Annotated in this window: 14 protein-coding genes and 2 pseudogenes; 11 read left to right on the top strand and 5 right to left on the bottom strand. The window is 71.9% G+C overall.

Features of this window, described 5'->3' with window-relative positions; all coding sequences use genetic code 11:
- Nucleotides 1-15: 15 nt before the first annotated feature.
- The 4 genes from ACNNMR_RS17285 to ACNNMR_RS17270 all read left to right on the top strand — a co-directional run bounded on the left by ACNNMR_RS17285 (nucleotide 16) and on the right by ACNNMR_RS17270 (nucleotide 5262).
- The gene (locus ACNNMR_RS17285; RefSeq protein ID WP_420000391.1) at nucleotides 16-1221 is read left to right on the top strand and encodes an allantoate amidohydrolase; all 1206 of its coding nucleotides are present in this window, start codon (nucleotides 16-18) and stop codon (nucleotides 1219-1221) included.
- Nucleotides 1218-2534 carry a formimidoylglutamate deiminase gene (locus ACNNMR_RS17280; protein ID WP_419995509.1) on the top strand — a complete coding sequence of 439 codons (1317 nt, stop codon included), beginning with the start codon at nucleotides 1218-1220 and terminating at the stop codon, nucleotides 2532-2534. The genes ACNNMR_RS17285 and ACNNMR_RS17280 overlap by 4 nt, the downstream gene beginning before the upstream one ends.
- A gap of 98 nt (nucleotides 2535-2632) precedes the next feature.
- Complete coding sequence (gene hutI / locus ACNNMR_RS17275) at nucleotides 2633-3880, top strand: imidazolonepropionase (protein WP_419995508.1); 1248 nt, start codon at nucleotides 2633-2635, stop codon at nucleotides 3878-3880.
- A gap of 32 nt (nucleotides 3881-3912) precedes the next feature.
- A complete protein-coding gene (locus tag ACNNMR_RS17270) occupies nucleotides 3913-5262 on the top strand; it encodes an APC family permease (RefSeq protein WP_419995507.1) in 1350 nt (449 codons plus the stop codon).
- Nucleotides 5263-5269: 7 nt separating this feature from the next.
- Here ACNNMR_RS17270 and ACNNMR_RS17265 read toward each other — a convergent pair whose 3' ends face one another.
- The 3 genes from ACNNMR_RS17265 to ACNNMR_RS17255 form a co-directional block, all read right to left on the bottom strand.
- Nucleotides 5270-5818 (bottom strand): hypothetical protein, encoded by a 549-nt coding sequence (locus ACNNMR_RS17265; protein WP_419995506.1) that lies wholly within the window; start codon nucleotides 5816-5818, stop codon nucleotides 5270-5272.
- Nucleotides 5819-6200: 382 nt separating this feature from the next.
- Nucleotides 6201-7529, bottom strand: a complete 1329-nt coding sequence (locus ACNNMR_RS17260; RefSeq protein WP_419995505.1) for an alpha/beta fold hydrolase — start codon at nucleotides 7527-7529, stop codon at nucleotides 6201-6203.
- Nucleotides 7530-7702: 173 nt separating this feature from the next.
- Entirely contained in the window at nucleotides 7703-8680 is a 978-nt protein-coding gene (locus ACNNMR_RS17255; RefSeq protein ID WP_419995504.1) for an RNA polymerase sigma factor SigF, read from the bottom strand.
- A gap of 275 nt (nucleotides 8681-8955) precedes the next feature.
- Here ACNNMR_RS17255 and ACNNMR_RS17250 point away from each other — a divergent pair, with 275 nt between their 5' ends.
- The 7 genes and pseudogenes from ACNNMR_RS17250 (at nucleotide 8956) to ACNNMR_RS17220 (ending at nucleotide 13525) form a co-directional block, all read left to right on the top strand.
- On the top strand, nucleotides 8956-9324 hold the full coding sequence (locus ACNNMR_RS17250) for an STAS domain-containing protein (protein ID WP_419995503.1): 369 nt from the start codon (nucleotides 8956-8958) through the stop codon (nucleotides 9322-9324).
- A gap of 195 nt (nucleotides 9325-9519) precedes the next feature.
- Complete coding sequence (locus ACNNMR_RS17245; RefSeq protein WP_419995502.1) at nucleotides 9520-9975, top strand: ATP-binding protein; 456 nt, start codon at nucleotides 9520-9522, stop codon at nucleotides 9973-9975.
- A gap of 75 nt (nucleotides 9976-10050) precedes the next feature.
- Nucleotides 10051-10143: pseudogene (locus ACNNMR_RS17240) on the top strand (ATP-binding protein); the annotation flags it as partial.
- A gap of 186 nt (nucleotides 10144-10329) precedes the next feature.
- A pseudogene (locus ACNNMR_RS17235) lies at nucleotides 10330-10479 on the top strand (ATP-binding protein); the annotation flags it as partial.
- Between the two features lie 154 nt (nucleotides 10480-10633).
- A complete protein-coding gene (locus ACNNMR_RS17230; RefSeq protein ID WP_420000390.1) occupies nucleotides 10634-11347 on the top strand; it encodes an LPXTG cell wall anchor domain-containing protein in 714 nt (237 codons plus the stop codon).
- Nucleotides 11337-12491 (top strand): hypothetical protein, encoded by a 1155-nt coding sequence (locus ACNNMR_RS17225; protein WP_419995501.1) that lies wholly within the window; start codon nucleotides 11337-11339, stop codon nucleotides 12489-12491. Before ACNNMR_RS17230 ends, ACNNMR_RS17225 begins: the two co-directional genes overlap by 11 nt.
- A gap of 14 nt (nucleotides 12492-12505) precedes the next feature.
- Nucleotides 12506-13525, top strand: coding sequence for a hypothetical protein (locus tag ACNNMR_RS17220; protein ID WP_419995500.1), 1020 nt, complete (start codon nucleotides 12506-12508; stop codon nucleotides 13523-13525).
- Nucleotides 13526-13679: 154 nt separating this feature from the next.
- Here the strand turns inward: ACNNMR_RS17220 and ACNNMR_RS17215 are convergent, their stop codons facing one another.
- Nucleotides 13680-14666: an alpha/beta hydrolase gene (locus tag ACNNMR_RS17215; protein ID WP_419995499.1), complete on the bottom strand. Its 987-nt coding sequence runs from the start codon at nucleotides 14664-14666 to the stop codon at nucleotides 13680-13682.
- Between the two features lie 91 nt (nucleotides 14667-14757).
- Nucleotides 14758-16272, bottom strand: a complete 1515-nt coding sequence (locus ACNNMR_RS17210; protein WP_419995498.1) for a peptide MFS transporter — start codon at nucleotides 16270-16272, stop codon at nucleotides 14758-14760.
- Nucleotides 16273-16319 lie beyond the last annotated feature (47 nt).

Here is a 16319-nt window from a genome sequence, read left to right as displayed (position 1 = left end):
TCCACGTTCCTGGAGATGTGGCGGGACCTGCTGCCCATCGGCCGCGACGCGGCCACCCGCGGCTATCGGCGCTACGCCTGGACCGGCGCCGACGCCGACTGCCGGGCCTGGTTCCGCCACCAGGCGGAGGCGCGCGGGCTGACCTACGAGGTCGACCGCAACGGCAACCAGTGGGCCTGGCTCGGCGCTGCGACAATTACTGACGTGGCGGCCGATGGCGCCGTCGTCACCGGCTCGCACTTGGACTCCGTCCCCGATGGCGGGGCCTTCGACGGCCCGTTGGGCGTGGCCTCGTCCTTCGCCGCCCTCGACGAGCTCAAGGCCCGCGGCGTCCAGCCGCAACGCCCGCTCGCCATCGCCAACTTCGGCGACGAAGAGGGCGCCCGCTTCGGCCTCGCCTGCGTGGGCTCCCGCCTCACGGCCGGCCAGCTCACCGCCGACAAGGCGCGCGAGCTGCGCGACGCCGACGGCATCAGCCTCCCCCAGGCGATGGAGAAGGCGGGTTACGACCCGGACGCCATCGGCCCGGACCCCGAGCGCCTCGGCCGTATCCACGCCTTCGTGGAGCTGCACGTAGAACAAGGTCGCGCCCTCGAAGGCACCGCCCACGCAGTGGGCCTCGCCTCCGCCATCTGGCCCCACGGCCGCTGGCGCTTCGACTTCGCGGGCGAGGCCAATCACGCGGGTACGACCCTCCTCGAAGACCGCCGCGACCCGATGCTCACGTACGCGAACACGGTCCTGGCCGCCCGCAAGAAGGCCCGCCTCGCCGGCGCCCTCGCCACCTTCGGCAAGGTCGCCGTCGAGCCGAACGGCGTCAACGCCATCCCCTCCCTCATCCGCGGCTGGCTCGACTCCCGCGCCGCCGACCAGGAGACCCTGGACGCGGTGGTCGCCGAGATCGAGAAGGCGGCGAAGGAGCGCGGGGACCGCGACGGCGTGGACGTGTCGGTGGTACGGGAGTCCTTCACCCCGGTCGTCGAATTCGAGCACGCGCTGCGCGACGAGCTCGCGGGCATCCTGGGCGACGGCACCCCCGTCCTGCCGACGGGCGCGGGACACGACGCCGGAATCCTGTCCGCGAGCGTCCCGACCGCCATGCTGTTCGTACGGAACCCCACCGGCGTCTCGCACTCGCCCGCGGAGCACGCGACCGAGGACGACTGCCTCGCCGGCGTCCGGGCCCTGGCGGACGTACTGGAAGGACTGACCACTACGTGACGACCTACTGGGCGGAACACGCCTGGCTCAACGGCACCGTCGAGCCGGGCGTCGCCATCGACACCGCCGACGGCCGCATCACCGCGGTCCGCCCCGGCGCCGAGCCCGCCGACGCCGTCCGGCTGCGCGGCCTGACGCTCCCCGGCCTCGCCAACGCCCACAGCCACGCCTTCCACCGCGCGCTGCGCGGGACGGTGCAGGTGGGCTCGGGCACGTTCTGGACGTGGCGCGAGGTGATGTACGGGGTGGCGGAGCGGCTCACGCCCGATACGTACTTCGAGCTGGCGAAGGCCGTCTATGCGGAGATGGCGCTGGCGGGGATCACGTGCGTGGGCGAGTTCCACTACGTGCACCACGCGCCCGGCGGCACGCCGTACGGAGACCCGAACGCGATGGGCGGCGCCCTGATCGCCGCCGCGGCGGAGGCGGGCATCCGGATCACGCTGCTCGACACGGCGTACCTGGCGGCGGGCTTCGGCGAGCCGCCGAACCACCACCAGCTGCGCTTCAGCGACGGCACGGCGGAGGCGTGGGCCGAGCGCGCCGCGGAGCTGAAGCCGGACGCCAATACCCGCATCGGCGCGGCGATCCATTCCGTACGGGCCGTGCCCGCCGACTCGCTCAATACGGTCGCCACAGCCCTCGAAGGCCCGCTGCACGTCCACCTCTCCGAGCAGATCGCGGAAAACGACGCCTGCCGCGCGGCACACGGCGTCACGCCCGCCCGGCTGCTGTCGGAGCGCGGCGCCCTGGGCCGCAACACCACCGCCGTCCACGCCACCCACCTCACCGGCGAGGACATCTCCCTGCTGGGCGGCTCGTCCACCGGCGTGTGCATGTGCCCGACCACCGAACGCGACCTGGCCGATGGCATCGGCCCGGCGAAACGCGTCCAGGACGCGGGGAGCCCGCTCTCCCTGGGCAGCGACAGCCATGCGGTGATCGACCTCCTGGAGGAGGCGCGGGCGATGGAGCTGAATGAGCGGCTGCACACGCGGACCCGGGGGCACTGGACGGCAGCGCAATTGCTGCGCGCGGCGTCCGAGGACGGGCATGCGGCGCTGGGGTGGGAGGAGGCGGGGCGGATCGAGCGGGGGGCGCTCGCGGACTTCACGACGATCGCCCTGGACTCGGTCCGTACGGTGGGCGCGCTGCCGCGGCTCGGCGCCGAGACCGCCGTCTTCGCCGCGTCGAATGCGGATGTCCGCCACACGATTGTGGGAGGCCGTCACGTGGTACGCGATGGCGAGCACGCGCTCGTAACGGATGTGGCGGGCGCATTGACGGACGCAATCGCCGCGCTGCGCGCCTGAAGCCCCCACCCACCCACCCGTTACTCCGTGCGACAGCAACGGGCGGGTGGGTGGGAGAGATTCGTATTCAAACGAGACCCGCCCGGGAGGGCCAGCACATGACCGCCACCGCGATCACTAACATCGGCACCCTGGTCACCAACGACCCCACCCTCGGCGACGGCCCGCTCGGCCTGATCCACGACGCGACGCTGGTCATCGACGGCGACACCGTCGCATACGCGGGTCCCTCCAGCGGCGACGCCGCACCCGCCGACGACCGGATCGACGCCGGCAACCGCGCCGTGATCCCCGGCTTCGTGGACTCCCACTCCCACCTGCTCTACGCAGGTGACCGCACGGAAGAGTTCAACGCCCGCATGTCCGGCCGCCCCTACACCGCAGGCGGCATCCAGACCACCGTCAAAGCCACCCGCACCGCCTCCAACAACACCCTCGACGCCAACCTCCGCCGCCACATCGCCGAGATGCACCGCCAGGGCACCACCACCCTGGAGACGAAGACCGGCTACGGCCTCAGCACCCACGACGAGGCCCGCGCCGCCTCCATCGCCGCCGCCCACCTCGACGAGGTGACCTACCTCGGCGCCCACGTCGTAGCACCGGAATTCAAGAACGACCCCGCCGCCTACGTCGACCTCGTCACCGGCCCGATGCTCGACGCCTGTGCGCCCTACGCCCGCTGGGTCGACGTCTTCTGCGAGCGCGGCGCCTTCGACGGCGACCAGGCACGGGCGATCCTCACCGCGGGCATGGCGAAGGGCCTCATCCCGCGCGTGCACGCGAACCAGCTCACCGAGGGCCCGGGCGTCCAGCTCGCCGTGGAGCTCGGCGCGGCCTCCGCCGACCACTGCACGCACCTCACCGACGCGGACGTCGACGCCCTGGCACAGAGTGCCAAGAGCGCCAAGAGCGCGAACAGCGGCGGCCGCGACGGCGGCACGGTCGCCACCCTCCTCCCCGGCTGCGAGTTCTCCACCCGCGCCGTCTACCCCGACGCCCGCCGCCTCCTCGACGCCGGCGCCACCGTCGCGATCTCCACGGACTGCAACCCGGGGTCCTCGTACACCAGCTCCATGCCGTTCTGCATCGCCATCGCCGTACGGGAGATGGGCATGACCCCGGACGAGGCGCTGTGGTCCGCGACCGCCGGCGGGGCCGCCGCCCTGCGCCGTAACGACATCGGCCGCCTCGCCCCCGGCACCCGCGCCGACCTGGCGATGCTGGACGCGCCGAGCCACGTCCACCTCGCGTATCGGCCGGGCGTTCCCCTTGTCACCGCCGTGTGGGAGCGCGGGACGCTGGTGTCCGCCCATCGAGATGAAGTCGCAACCTCTCTCATGTGACACCCGGCTGACAGCCGGGCACAGGTCCGCCCATGTCAACAACAACGACACAGCACGACACGCCGCTCAAGCGGGCCATCGGCCCGAAGCTGCTCATCCTCTTCGTGATCGGAGACATCCTCGGCACCGGCATCTACGCCACCACCGGCAAGGTCGCCGGGAAGATCGGCGGGGCGATCTGGCTGCCGTACGCGATCGGGTTCGTCGTCGCGTTGCTGACGGCGGCGTCGTACGTGGAGCTGGTCGGGAAGTATCCGAAGGCGGCGGGTGCCGCGCTCTATACGCAGCGGGCGTTCAAGATCCCGTTTCTGACCTTCATCGTCGCCTTCATGGTGATGTGCTCGGGGCTGGCGTCGGCCAGCGCGGCGGCGCGGGCGTTCAGCGGTGACTACATGGGCGAGTTCACGGATGTCTCGCCGACGCTGATCGCCGTGCTGTTCATCCTCGTCCTCGCCGCGCTGAACCTGCGCGGCGTGTCCGAGTCCGTGAAGACGAACGTCGTCCTCACAATCGTCGAGCTCACCGGGCTGCTGATCATCATCGGGATCGGGGTGGCCGCGGTGCTGACGGGCGAGGGCGAGCCGTCGCGGCTGACGGAGTTCGACACGAGCGGGACCGGATACGCGGTCCTCACAGGCGTCCTCGGTGCGACTGCGCTCGGCTTCTTCGCCTTCGTAGGCTTCGAGGACTCGGTGAACATGGTCGAGGAGACCAAGGACCCGGCGCGCAGCTTCCCGCGGGCGATCTTCATCGGGGTGGCGATCACCGGCACGATCTATGTGCTGGTGGCGCTGATCTCGTCACTGATGGTCGACCACAGCCGGCTGGCGGAGTCGTCCGGGCCGCTGCTGCTGGTGGTGAAGGAGAGCGGGGTCGAGATCCCGGCGAAGGTCTTCGCACTCATCGCCCTCTTCGCGGTCTCCAACTCCGCGCTCATCAACCTGATGATGGCCTCCCGCCTCTGCTACGGCCTCGCCAACGAGCGGGTGCTGCCGAAGGTGATGGGCCGGGTGCTGCCGGGCCGCCGCACGCCGGTCGTCGGCATCGTCTTCGTCTGCCTGATCGCGATCGGCCTGGTGACGACGAGCGAGATCGAGGATCTCGGCGATACGACGTCATTCCTGCTGCTGTGCGTCTTCACGGTGGTCAACATCGCGGTACTGGTGCTGCGCAGGCAGCCGGTGGAGCACGCTCACTTCCGCACCCCGACCTGGGCGCCGGTGCTGGGCGCGATCACCGCGGGGGTGCTCGCGTCGCCGCTGGCCGACCGCTCGGGGAAGGTGTATGCGCTGGCGGGGATTCTGCTGGTGGTGGGGATCGCGCTATGGGCGGTGAACCATGTGGCGATGAAGGCGACCGAGCGAGAGGGGAAGCAGGTCTAGGGTCGCGCTACGGCCGCTGGCCCGTGGCCCACTTGCCGCCGCCGGGGCGGGCGTCTCCGGCGGCGAGGCCGGTGGTCCGGTACGGGGCGGCGGTCGGGGAGGCCGCGTCCGTACGGGTCCACAGCAGGCCGTCGCGCGCCCGCTCGAGCCGGCCGAGCCAGGCCGCCTTCGCCCACAGTCCGGTGCCGGCCCCGGCGAGGATCATGCCGGGGGCGGCCGGGACGGCGAAGGCGGCGGCGATGGCGGCGAGGAAGGCGCCGACGAGCCACCAGCGGTGGTCCTTGCGCCAGGCGCGGGCGGTGACGGCGCGATCCTGGAGGAGGGCTTTGCGGGGCGCGCGCTCGGCGTCGTCGGCAAGCTGCGTGTAGCGCCGGCGGCGGCCGAGCGCCACGGCGACCGCGGTGACAATGGCCGCGGCGGCCCCGCCATACACCCCGATGGCGAGCCCACTGACCCCCGGCACAAGGCCGCCAACCCCGGCGGCAACAACCCCACCCCACCACAGCGGGGCAGCCCCGGCCCGCACCATCACAGCCACGCGCGCAAGCGCCTCCATGCGCTGATACACCTCCAGGTTGGGAATCCGCTGCGGGAGCATAGTGCGACCGGCTGAGAGCGACGTGAGAAACCCGCCCACCTGCCCGTTGCTCGGCTGCGCAGGGGGGCGGTGGGCGGCGGTGGGCGCTGGGCGGTCGGGAAGGCGACCCGAGGCGTCCTTAGCCAGCGTCACGCGGCCGGAGCGGATGGCCTGGCATCGGATCGTGACGGCCGCACTGCCGGATCCCGGGCGGCGCGGTGCCGGAAACGGAGGGCCACCGACGGGAGGGAGGGGAGGCGGGGCGGCTGGGGCTTGGCCGCGCAGCGCCCCCCGAGTCATCCCTGCGGCACGCAGCAACGGGCGGGTGGGTGGGCATGATCCTCCCGAGACCGACCGCAGGTTATGCGCAGGACAGGCGGTCGCTCTCCGCCACCCGTAGGCGGCCCGTCAGGTACGCGACCGCGTACTTCTCCGCGCATGCGTTGCCGTAGCCCACCAGGCCGTGCTGTCCGCCGCGGACCGTCAGCAGCGGTGCGTGGAAGCGGTTGGCGACGCGTTCCGCGCCTGCTAGCGGTGTGCGGATGTCCTTGCGGCTGTTGATCAGGAGCGGGAGTACCGGCTCCCCCGAAGCCGCGCCATCCGCCGAGCTCGGCCCCGACGCCGGGCGTACTGCCCCGAGAGGGGCATCGCGGCCGGGCCAGTGGACGCACGCCGCGTAGTCGCGCGCGACCGTGTTCACCCGCCAGCCCGACTCCCGCCCCGACTCCCGCTCCGCCGCCAGCTTGTGCAGCAGCGCAGGGATCGTCTCCGGCCAGGAGAAATCCGCGCAGTGCGCGCTCAGGAAGAGAGCGAGCGGCGGCTTCCCGGGGTCGAGTGTCGCGAAGGCTTCGCGGACCGACTCCGGCAGATCCCGGGACGGCGGTACGGGGACGTGCTCGTCGTCCAGCTCCTCCGGGGAGTGCAGCGTCCGCAGCGCCATGTCCGTACCGCGGCGGCCTGGGTCGACGACGCCGTCGAAGACCGCCGAGCGGACCCGGTCAGGGTGCTGGGCCACGTACAGCTGCCCGGGAATCGTGGAGTACGAGTGCACCAGCAGGCTGATCTTCTCCTCGCCGAGCGCGACCCGCACCGCCTCCAGGTCGTCCGCAGCCGCGCGCGAGCCGAGGTGGCCGAGCAGTTCGCCGTGCCGGAGCCGGCACTTCTCCACGTACTCCCGGACGTCGAGGTCGATCGCGCGCATGGGGATCGGGTCGGCGAGGTTCTTCGCCGTACGCAGGCGGTCCACGGAGCCGCGCGGCTCACCGCAGTCGACGCGGCCGCTGAGGCCGACCCCGCGGCGGTCGAAGCCGACGATGTCGAAGCGGTCGCGCAGCTCGGCGGGGTAGTCGAGGGAGGCGGCGAGGGCCTCCTGCAGGCCGGAGAGGCCGGGGCCGCCGGGGGAGAGGACCAGGGCGCCGATGCGGCGGCCGGGGTCGCGGGCGGGCAGGCGGCTGACCGAGAGGGCGACGGTGCCGGAGCCGGGGCCGCCGATGGCCACGTGCACCAGGCGGCACTCGCGGGTGTCCGCGCCGGGGACGGGGCAGGGCCACCAGCCGTCGGGGGAGGTGTCGGGCGGGGGGTGGAAGTGCCGGGAGCGGTCGACCTCGATGTCGATCCGCGGGGCACAGCCGGCCAGCGCCGCCAGCACCGCGCTCGCCAGCAGGGCGATGATGCGGCGGGGCACTGACATGCAACCCAGCGAACCGCCTCACCAGAACGAACGCAGCCGGGACCGGGCCGTACGAGGGAAAAGCGGCAGAACCCGTACGCCCGCGGCCGGGCGGGCCCGGGCCGTACGGGCGACATGCGGAAGAAAGCGAGGCGACCGGGGCCGGGCCATCGATGCCGGCCCGGCCCACGCGGTCACTCCTCGACCAGCAGCCCCTTGCGGAGCTTGGCCAGCGTGCGGGCCAGCAGGCGGGAGACGTGCATCTGGGAGATGCCGAGCTCCTCGCCGATCTCGGACTGCGTCATGTTCGCCACGAAGCGCAGGGAGAGGATCTTCCGGTCGCGGGGCGGCAGCGACGCGATCAGCGGCTTCAGGGACTCTACGTACTCGATGCCCTCGAGTCCGTGGTCCTCGTAGCCGATCCGGTCGGCCAGCGCGCCCTCGGTCTCGTCCTCTTCCGGCTGCGCGTCGAGGGAGCTCGCGGTGTACGCGTTGGAGGCGGCCATGCCCTCCACGACCTCGTCGCGCGACAGGTCGAGGCGCTCGGCGAGCTCCGTCACGGTCGGGGCGCGGTCCAGCTTCTGGGCCAGCTCGTCGCCGGCCTTCGCCAGGTCCAGGCGCAGCTCCTGCAGGCGCCGGGGCACCCGTACCGACCAGGAGGTGTCGCGGAAGAAGCGCTTGATCTCGCCGACGATCGTCGGCATCGCGAAGGTGGGGAACTCCACGCCGCGGCCCAGCTCGAAGCGGTCGATCGCCTTGATCAGGCCGATGGTGCCGACCTGGATGATGTCCTCCATCGGCTCGCTGCGGGAGCGGAAGCGGGAGGCGGCGAACTTGACGAGGGCCAGGTTGAGTTCGACCAGGGTGTTGCGTACGTACGCGTACTCGTGGGTGCCTTCCTCGAGAACCTCGAGGCGGCTGAAGAGGGTCTTGGACAGGGCCCGCGCATCCAGCGGGGCTACCTCGTCGTACGGCGGGATGTCCGCGAGCTCCTCGAGGAGGTCCGCGAGCGGGCCCTCGGGGTCGCAGGCCGTTTCCTCGACGAGAGCGTGCGCCGCGTCAGCGTGAGCTGCGTCTGCGTGGGCTTCGTCGTCGGGGACGAGGGCGTGCCGGGCGGGGGGTGCCGACGGCGTAGTGCGCGCGTCGAGCCGGGGTGACATTGTGTCCTCCATCGATTCTCGGCATACGGCTGCCGATGCCATCTCGCGTTTATCGGGTGTGCGGCGCCTCCAAAGCCGGCCGTGATTTCGTGTGCTCTTCTACGCCTACCCGTATTCGGTGTGCCTTGGCAAGGGCTAGATGTCCGAATTTGCCCCAATTTACGGGTTGTTCGGCTGTCGAACGAGCAGGTGCGGGCGTAGGGTCGGGGGCGGACAATGGAGGCGCGGCAGGCCTCATGGCAAGCACGGCAGCAAGCACAGCAATCAACGGTCGGGAGAGCACAGGAATGGACCGCGGACTGGTCGGCAGCGGCAGCCGGGGGCGGCTCCGGGTCGACGTGCAGAGACACGGCGCGAGCGCCGTGGTCAAGCCCGCGGGCGAGCTCGACTACCACACCGCCGATCTGTTGCGGCAGCCTCTGGAGCAGTGCGTGGCCGACGGGTTGCCCCGTCTGGTGGTGGACTGTTCCCAGCTGGAATTCTGCGACTCCACCGGTCTCAACGTCCTGCTCGGCGCCCGGCTGAAGGCCGAGGCTGAGGGTGGCGGAGTGCATCTCGCCGCCATGCTGCCGGTCGTCGCCAGGGTCTTCGAGATCACCGGTGCCGAGGCGGTGTTCACTGTCCACGACAGTCTGGACGCGGCGCTCATCGAGTGATCCGTCACTTTGAGCGGTCCGTCACATGGCGGGGAGTAAGGCGGGTCACATGCCTTACCGGAAAGTTGCGGGTGTTTCCCCGGGATCTCAGGGCAGAAGCCCTGTCGAAAATCTCGTGGGGCAGATCTCCAGTTACAGAGCGTGCAGGGCAGGAGCCGTTTCAGTGGCGACTATGGCGAGCGGTGAGGTGAGGCGATGAGCAGCACCCGGCCGTACCCGTCGGGCGATGGCGCCGCCGCGCCCGGTCAGCTGCGCAGGCTGACGCTCGTCGGGGCCAGCGGTGCGGTGCCGCGTGCCCGCGACTTCGCCCGTCAGGCCCTGTACGACTGGGGCTGGCTGCCCGCCGAGGGCGCCGAGCAGCGCGCGGCGGCAGAAGACGTCCTCCTGGTCGTCTCCGAACTCGTCACCAACGCCTGCCTCCACGCCGGCGGCCCCGACGAACTCCGCCTCCACCACGCCCCCAAACTCCTCCGCCTCGAAGTCTCCGACCTCGGCACCGGCACCCCGGCCCCCCGCACGCCCCATCGGGCTACGCGGCCTGGCGGGCATGGGATGTTCATCGTGCAGCGGCTGTGCCTGGACTGGGGTGTGGTCCGGCATGACGGCCGCGCGGGCAAGACGGTGTGGGCGGAGCTGGCCGCTCCGGGCTGACGGCCGAAAGCCTTTCGCGGCCCGCCCGCACCGGGAACGTGGGGGTCCGGGGGGTCGCCCCCCGAGGAATGCAGCATCGTGCAGCGGCTGTGCCTGGACTGGGGTGTGGTCCGGCATGACGGCCGCGCGGGCAAGACGGTGTGGGCGGAGCTGGCCGCTCCGGGCTGACGGCCGAAAGCCTTTCGCGGCCCGCCCGCACCGGGAACGTGGGGGTCCGGGGGGTCGCCCCCCGAGGAATGCAGCATCGTGCAGCGGCTGTGCCTGGACTGGGGTGTGGTCCGGCATGACGGCCGCGCGGGCAAGACGGTGTGGGCGGAGCTGGCCGCTCCGGGCTGACGGCCGAAAGCCTTTCGCGGCCCGCCCGCACCGGGAACGTGGGGGTTCGGGGGGTCGCCTCCCGAAGAATGCAGCATCGTGCAGCGGCTTTGTCTGGATTGGGGCGTTGTGCGTCACGAGGGGCGGGCCGGTAAGACGGTGTGGGCGGAGCTTGCCGCGCCTGCGTGAGCTGGGGCTTCGCCGGCTTCACGGACTCTTTTCAGTTGCACACCGGATCCGGCGTGCACTTGGTCTTCCCTCCGCAAGGTCACCCGCGTACCTTGAGCGGCCAATCTGATGCGCCGTCAGAAAAGGGGAGCTCACAGTGAGCCGCGTGAGATCAGTGCACAGCAAACGCAAGGTGGCCGCCGCGCTCGCGGCCGGGACCACGGTGGCGCTGCTGGCGGCGCCATCCGCACACGCAACCGTCGTCGACGTCAACTACTCCTGCAAGACGCCGATCGGCAACAAGAGCGCCGTGTCGCCCATCGACATCAAGTCGACCAAGAGCGGCAGCGGTTACAAGCTCGTCATGTCCTTCCAGAAGGGTGTCTCCTCCAGCCCCGTAGAGCTCGGCAAGGGCGCTATGAAGCCCTCCGCCACCATCAAGCTCGGCGGAGCGGAGTCGGGCACGGTCCCGGTCAGCGGGCCCACCAACCCGAAGGCCATCCCGGCCAACACCCCCATCAAGATCACCGACCTCTCCGGTACGTACACGCCGAAGAAGTCGGGCAAGGTCACGTTCACCGCCGGCGTGCTCACCATCAAGGCGATGGGCACGACCACGACGTGCACCGCGACCAACAACCCGAAGCCCTCACTCGAGCTGACGGTCAAGGCCGCAGCGGGTGGCGGCGGCGGTGGCGGCGGCACGGCGACCGGCGGCGGCGCCGGTGACTCGGCCGCCGCACCCGGCGGCGGCGGTGGCGGCGGCGACCTCGCAAACACCGGCCCGGCCGACAACGCGGTCGCGCTCGGCACGCTCGGCGGCACAGTGCTCCTCGCCGGCGTGGCCGGCGGGCTGTGGCTGACGCGGCGGAGGCGGGTTGCTGAGTAAGAGCACGGCAACAGCACAGCGGTTGCGCCGGCGGCTGCGATCCGCCGCCGTGGCGGCGGTGGTCTGCGGCGTCGGGCTGGTCCCCCAGCTCGACGGCACCGCGCAGGCCACCGCCCGCGCGGCCGACACCAGCACGCGCACGTGGGACGCCGCACCCACGGGCGCGGGCGACGACGGCGGGCGCCCCTTCTTCTACGCGGAGGGCGCGCCCGGCGCCGTCATGGAAGACGCCGTCTCCGTCACCAACCGCGGCAGCAAGCCGCTCACGGTGCGACTGCGGGGCGCCGACGCGTACAACAAAGGCGACGGCTCCTTCGCCATCCGCGAGAAGCGGCGGAGCAAGGGGACCGGGGCATGGCTTGCCTTTGCCCGTACGACGGTGACGGTGCCGCCGCGGACGCGGGCCGAGGTGCCGTTCTCGGTGACGGTGCCGCGGGATGCGACGCCTGGGGATCATCCGGGGGCGGTGGTGGTGGAGCCTGCTTCGGGTTCCGGCTCCGGCTCCAGCGATGGCATTCGGCTGCACCTGCGGGTGGCCGGGCCGCAGCTGGCGGCGATCGACGTGGAGAAGGTGTCGGCGCGGGCCGACGGCATCCACTACACGCTGGTCAACCGCGGGAACACCGCGCTGAGCCCGAAGCTCGCGGTGCGCGCGAAGGGCTTCTACGGAGATGTGCTGCGGCACGGCCCGCGAGACGTGGGCGTCGAGCTGCTGCCCGGGCAGCGGGCGCGGCTGACGGCCAAGTGGCCCGGCACGTCGGCGCTCGATTCGGTCGACGTACGGCTGACGGTCACGGCGGCGGGTGGCGCGAGGGCGTCCGGTGCCGCGGAGTACTCGGCGGTGCCGTGGGGCTGGCTGGCGGTGCTCGTGCTGGCGGGCGGCGGTGGGCTGGCTTTGTGGCTGCGGCGGCGTCATCCGGGTGCGGTGGGTGTGGTGTGGCGGCGGGTACGAGTGCGCTGGCGCGCGGGCGTGCGCCGGGAGACCGTGCCGGCCGGGGGTGCGGCGGAGTCCGGGTCGGACGGACCCGACGGGCCGGACGCCGTTCCCTGGTCGGAGGAAGAGCGGATGGACCTGGTGGCGGGCCGCGAGGCGCGTCGCGAGGAGGACGAGTCGGAACACGACCCCGCGGGGGTGCCGCGATGACGAGGGTGGCTTGGATGCGTGCCGTTGAATGCGTGGGCCGGGGCCGCGACCGGAGACGGCCCGCCACGGCCGCGCTCATCGCCGTCCTCGCGCTCGTACTCCTGCCGCTCGCGCCGACGGCGACCGCCGCCCCGGCCGCGCTCCCCGCGGCGGCTGCCGCCGACAAGAAGCCGAAGATCACCCTCTCCGACTCCCAGTCAGGCGCCGGTGGGTCCGTCACCGTCAGCGGCACCGACTGGCCCGGCAAGACGCTGCTCACCCTGCTCATCTGCGGGCAGAACATGATCGGCGGCACCGACTCCTGCGCCAATGCCGACGGCCGCGCCGTGACCACGGACGCCGCGGGCGCCTTCACCCGCAAGCTGCGGGTCGCCGAACCCCCCAAGCCGTGCCCCTGCGTCATCGCCGTCGCGAGCGTCACGGGCCGCAAGGTGGCGGCACAGAAGAAGTTCGTGATCGCCGGCCACGCCACCGCGCCGCTGCCGGCGGAGGCCGGGCGCGGACGGCTCGCGCTGCTGGGCGAGCCGGGGCTCGAGGGGACGTCCGGCATCCTGAACTGGTTCGGCGCCCCGGCCCAGCGCCGCCTCACCGTCACCGTCGGCAACATGGGCACGCAGCCCGCCAAGAACCCCGTCTTCGAGGTCGGCACCTCGCACGGCGTGGTGTCGCCGGAGTGGGAGCGCAGGCAGTGGCGGGGCGTGATCCCGCCGGGCGGAAAGAAGCAGGTCAAGCTGCTGGTCGAGCTGCCGTCGGGGGCACACGGTGACTACGTGGTCTCGATGAAGTACGGCGGCCGCCTGCTGGCCGAGCAGCCGTGGGGCGTGGCCCGCCCCTGGGGCGTGATGCTCTTCTGGGTGCTCCTCTTCGTCGTCGTAGTCACCGCCATCTTCCGCATCGGCATGGCAGTGGTCGGCCGCATGCGCCCGTACGCCCCGGACGGCCGCCACAGGGCGGCTTCGCCGCGCAGCCGCCTCAGCCGCAAGAGCGCCACGCGCCGAGCCCCGGAGGAGGGCGAGGCCCCGGCGGGCGTCTGATCCCACCCACCCACCCGTTGCTGCGCGCGGTAGGGACGAGCGCTGCGTGCGGTAGGGACGAGCGCTGTGCGCCGCAGGCGTTAGACGTGGGGACCAGCCCGCCGCCCCTGCCGCTGCTTACGGAGCGGGGCAACGGGTGGGCGGGTGGGTCAGGTCAAGACGTCCGCGCCGCGATCCACGCCGCCACGCGGCCCCGTACGGCCGCATCGTCCAGCAGCCGCATCCCGTGCGCCGCCCCCGGGACCACGTCCAGGGTCAGGTCGGCGCGCGGCATCCCACGCTCCCACTCCGCCGTCGCAAGGTCCGTCGAGTGCTCCACCGACACCCAGTCCTGCGCGGAGTGCACCAGCAGCATCGGCGCGTCGTCCGCGCCCGACGCCGCGTTCTTCACCACCGCCGAGCGCCACGCGGCCCAGCAGCGCGCGTCCGCGCGGCGCGGCGGGCAGCCGGTGAGCAACTCGGCGTTGAGGCGGAGTTTGCGCTGGTCGGGGGTGGCGTCCGGGAGGCCGCCGGTCAGCCAGGCGCGGTACGGGGAGGCCACCGGGGACAGTGCCACCGCTCCCGCCACGTGCTTGCGCCCGGCGCCATGCGTGGCGACCGACGCCGCGATCTGGCCGCCCGCCGAGGAGCCGAGCAGCACCAGGCGGTCGGGGTCGAGGGAATAGTCGGCGGCGTGGGTGCGGATCCAGCGCAGGGCGCGGAGCGCGTCGTCGCGCTGGGCGGGCCAGACGGCGTCGCTGTTGAGGCGGTAGTAGAGGTCGAAGACGGCGTAGCCGGCGTCGGCGTAGGTGCGGGCCCAGCGGCTCCAGTCGGTGTCCTTGGCCCAGAAGCCGCCGTGCAGGATGACGACGCCCGCGCGCGGGGCGCGGTCGCCCGGGTGCCAGTACGCCGTCAGGCGCTGCCGCGGCTGCGGGCCGTACGCGTGGTGGGCGACCTGAGCCGGCGGCTGCCGGGGCCCGGCGCCCAGTGCCGTACGGCTCGCCATCGGCCGGGGACGCGACGCCCCCGGATCAGGCTGCGCGGCCCGCACCGAGGACGGCGACGACGACGCGGAGTGCGTCCCGCCCGGCAGACCCCCCGGCACCACCACCGCCGGCATCACCCCGAGCGCGAGCACCACCAGCAGTCCGGTCCGTAACATGCCTTTCATGATCCACGCTAAGCCGCAGGCCCGCGATCCGAGCGGATCGCGGGCCTGCGGCGTGGTGCGGGAATGTCCCGCCGGGTGGGTCCTACCGGACCTCGCCCATCAGCGACTGCACCCGCTTGCGCGACATGTAGATCGCGATACCGGCCACCACCGCGGCCGTGGCCTCCAGGGCGACAACGCCCTGCCCGTTCAGGTCCACACCCGCGATGGCGAGCAGACCCGTGACGGAGTCACCCGCAGTGACGGCCAGGAAGAAGACCGCCATCATCTGCGACAGGTACTTCGCCGGCGCCAGCTTCGTGGTCATCGACAGGCCGACCGGCGAGATGCACAGCTCGGCGATGGTGTGCATCAGGAAGATGAGCACCAGCCACCAGATCGCGACCTTCTCGTCGCCGGTCGCCGCGCCCAGCGGGATCAGGAAGACGAAGAAGGACAGGCCGGTGACGACCAGGCCGAAGGAGTACTTCGCGACCGTGCTCGGCTCCTTGCCGCGGCGGGCCAGGGCCAGCCAGACGACGGCGAAGACCGGGGCCAGCAGCATGACGAACATCGGGTTCAGCGACTGGAACAGGGTGTTCGGCATCTCCCAGCCGAGGATGTCCCGGTTGGTGTGCGCGTCACCGAAGAGCGACAGCGTGGAGGCGCCCTGGTCGAAGATCATCCAGAAGACGGCGCAGGCCACGAAGAACCAGTTGAACGCCGAGAGCTTCTTCTTGTCCTCGCCGGTGAGGTCCTTGTCCCGGCGGATACGGGCGATGACCCAGATCGGGATGACCAGACCGGCGACGGTGATCGGGACCAGCGCCCAGTTCAGGGTGTAGACGCCGGTGGCGACCACGATGGCGTAGAAGACCACGGCCACCGCGGCGGTGGCCAGCGACACGTTGAGGACCTTGCGGCGCTCCTGCGGGGTCACCGGGTTCGGGACCACGCTGGACTGCGCGCTCAGGTGCTTCGAGCCGAGCAGGAACTGGATCGTGCCCAGCGCCATGCCCAGGGCGGCGATGCCGAAGCCCAGGTGCCAGTTCACCTTCTCGCCGAGCCAGCCGATGATGAACGGCGCGCCGAAGGCACCCAGGTTGATGCCCATGTAGAAGACCGAGAAGCCGGCGTCGCGGCGCGGGTCGTTCGGGCCGTCGTACAGCTGGCCGACCATCGTGGAGATGTTGGCCTTCAGCAGACCGGAGCCGACGGCGATCAGCGCCAGGCCGACGAAGAACATCGCGTCGGTCGGCAGCGCCAGCGACAGGTGGCCCGCGGTGATGACCACGCCGGCGATGGCGACGGTCTTACGGGGACCCCAGACGCGGTCGCCGAACCAGCCGCCGGGCATGGTGAAGAGGTAGACCATCGCCACGTAGACGGAGTAGATGGCCGTCGCGGTCGCCGCCGTGTAGGCGAGGCCGCCGCCCTGGCTGCCGGTGGCGGCATCGGCGCCTCCGGAGACCAGGTAGAGGACGAGGAGCGCGCGCATGCCGTAATAGCTGAAGCGCTCCCACATCTCCGTCATGAAGAGGGTGGCCAGGCCGCGGGGGTGGCCGAAGAACGTCTTGCCGCTTGTGGCAGCAGAGTCCTTCGTCAGGCTTGACGCCATGATGGTTCCTTGCTTTACGGGGACGGCCGGTCGCGTACGACGCGTCG

Origin of the sequence: Streptomyces boninensis, from assembly GCF_048572725.1 — a bacterium.
In the GTDB taxonomy this organism is placed as follows: Bacteria; Actinomycetota; Actinomycetes; order Streptomycetales; family Streptomycetaceae; genus Streptomyces; species Streptomyces boninensis.
The sequence above is the reverse complement of the archived record's forward strand: the minus strand, read 5'-3'. Positions and strand labels throughout refer to the sequence as shown.

Excerpts from the sequence above, each read along its gene's own strand:
- ACNNMR_RS17260 (WP_419995505.1), bottom strand. The coding sequence starts at position 7,529 with ATGTCAGTGCCCCGCCGCATCATCGCCCTGCTGGCGAGCGCGGTGCTG.
- ACNNMR_RS17285 (WP_420000391.1), top strand. The coding sequence starts at position 16 with ATGTGGCGGGACCTGCTGCCCATCGGCCGCGACGCGGCCACCCGCGGC.
- ACNNMR_RS17215 (WP_419995499.1), bottom strand. The coding sequence starts at position 14,666 with ATGTTACGGACCGGACTGCTGGTGGTGCTCGCGCTCGGGGTGATGCCG.
- ACNNMR_RS17255 (WP_419995504.1), bottom strand. The coding sequence starts at position 8,680 with ATGGAGGACACAATGTCACCCCGGCTCGACGCGCGCACTACGCCGTCG.
- ACNNMR_RS17210 (WP_419995498.1), bottom strand. The coding sequence starts at position 16,272 with ATGGCGTCAAGCCTGACGAAGGACTCTGCTGCCACAAGCGGCAAGACG.
- ACNNMR_RS17250 (WP_419995503.1), top strand. The coding sequence starts at position 8,956 with ATGGACCGCGGACTGGTCGGCAGCGGCAGCCGGGGGCGGCTCCGGGTC.
- ACNNMR_RS17270 (WP_419995507.1), top strand. The coding sequence starts at position 3,913 with ATGTCAACAACAACGACACAGCACGACACGCCGCTCAAGCGGGCCATC.
- ACNNMR_RS17245 (WP_419995502.1), top strand. The coding sequence starts at position 9,520 with ATGAGCAGCACCCGGCCGTACCCGTCGGGCGATGGCGCCGCCGCGCCC.
- ACNNMR_RS17220 (WP_419995500.1), top strand. The coding sequence starts at position 12,506 with ATGCGTGCCGTTGAATGCGTGGGCCGGGGCCGCGACCGGAGACGGCCC.
- hutI (WP_419995508.1), top strand. The coding sequence starts at position 2,633 with ATGACCGCCACCGCGATCACTAACATCGGCACCCTGGTCACCAACGAC.
- ACNNMR_RS17265 (WP_419995506.1), bottom strand. The coding sequence starts at position 5,818 with ATGGAGGCGCTTGCGCGCGTGGCTGTGATGGTGCGGGCCGGGGCTGCC.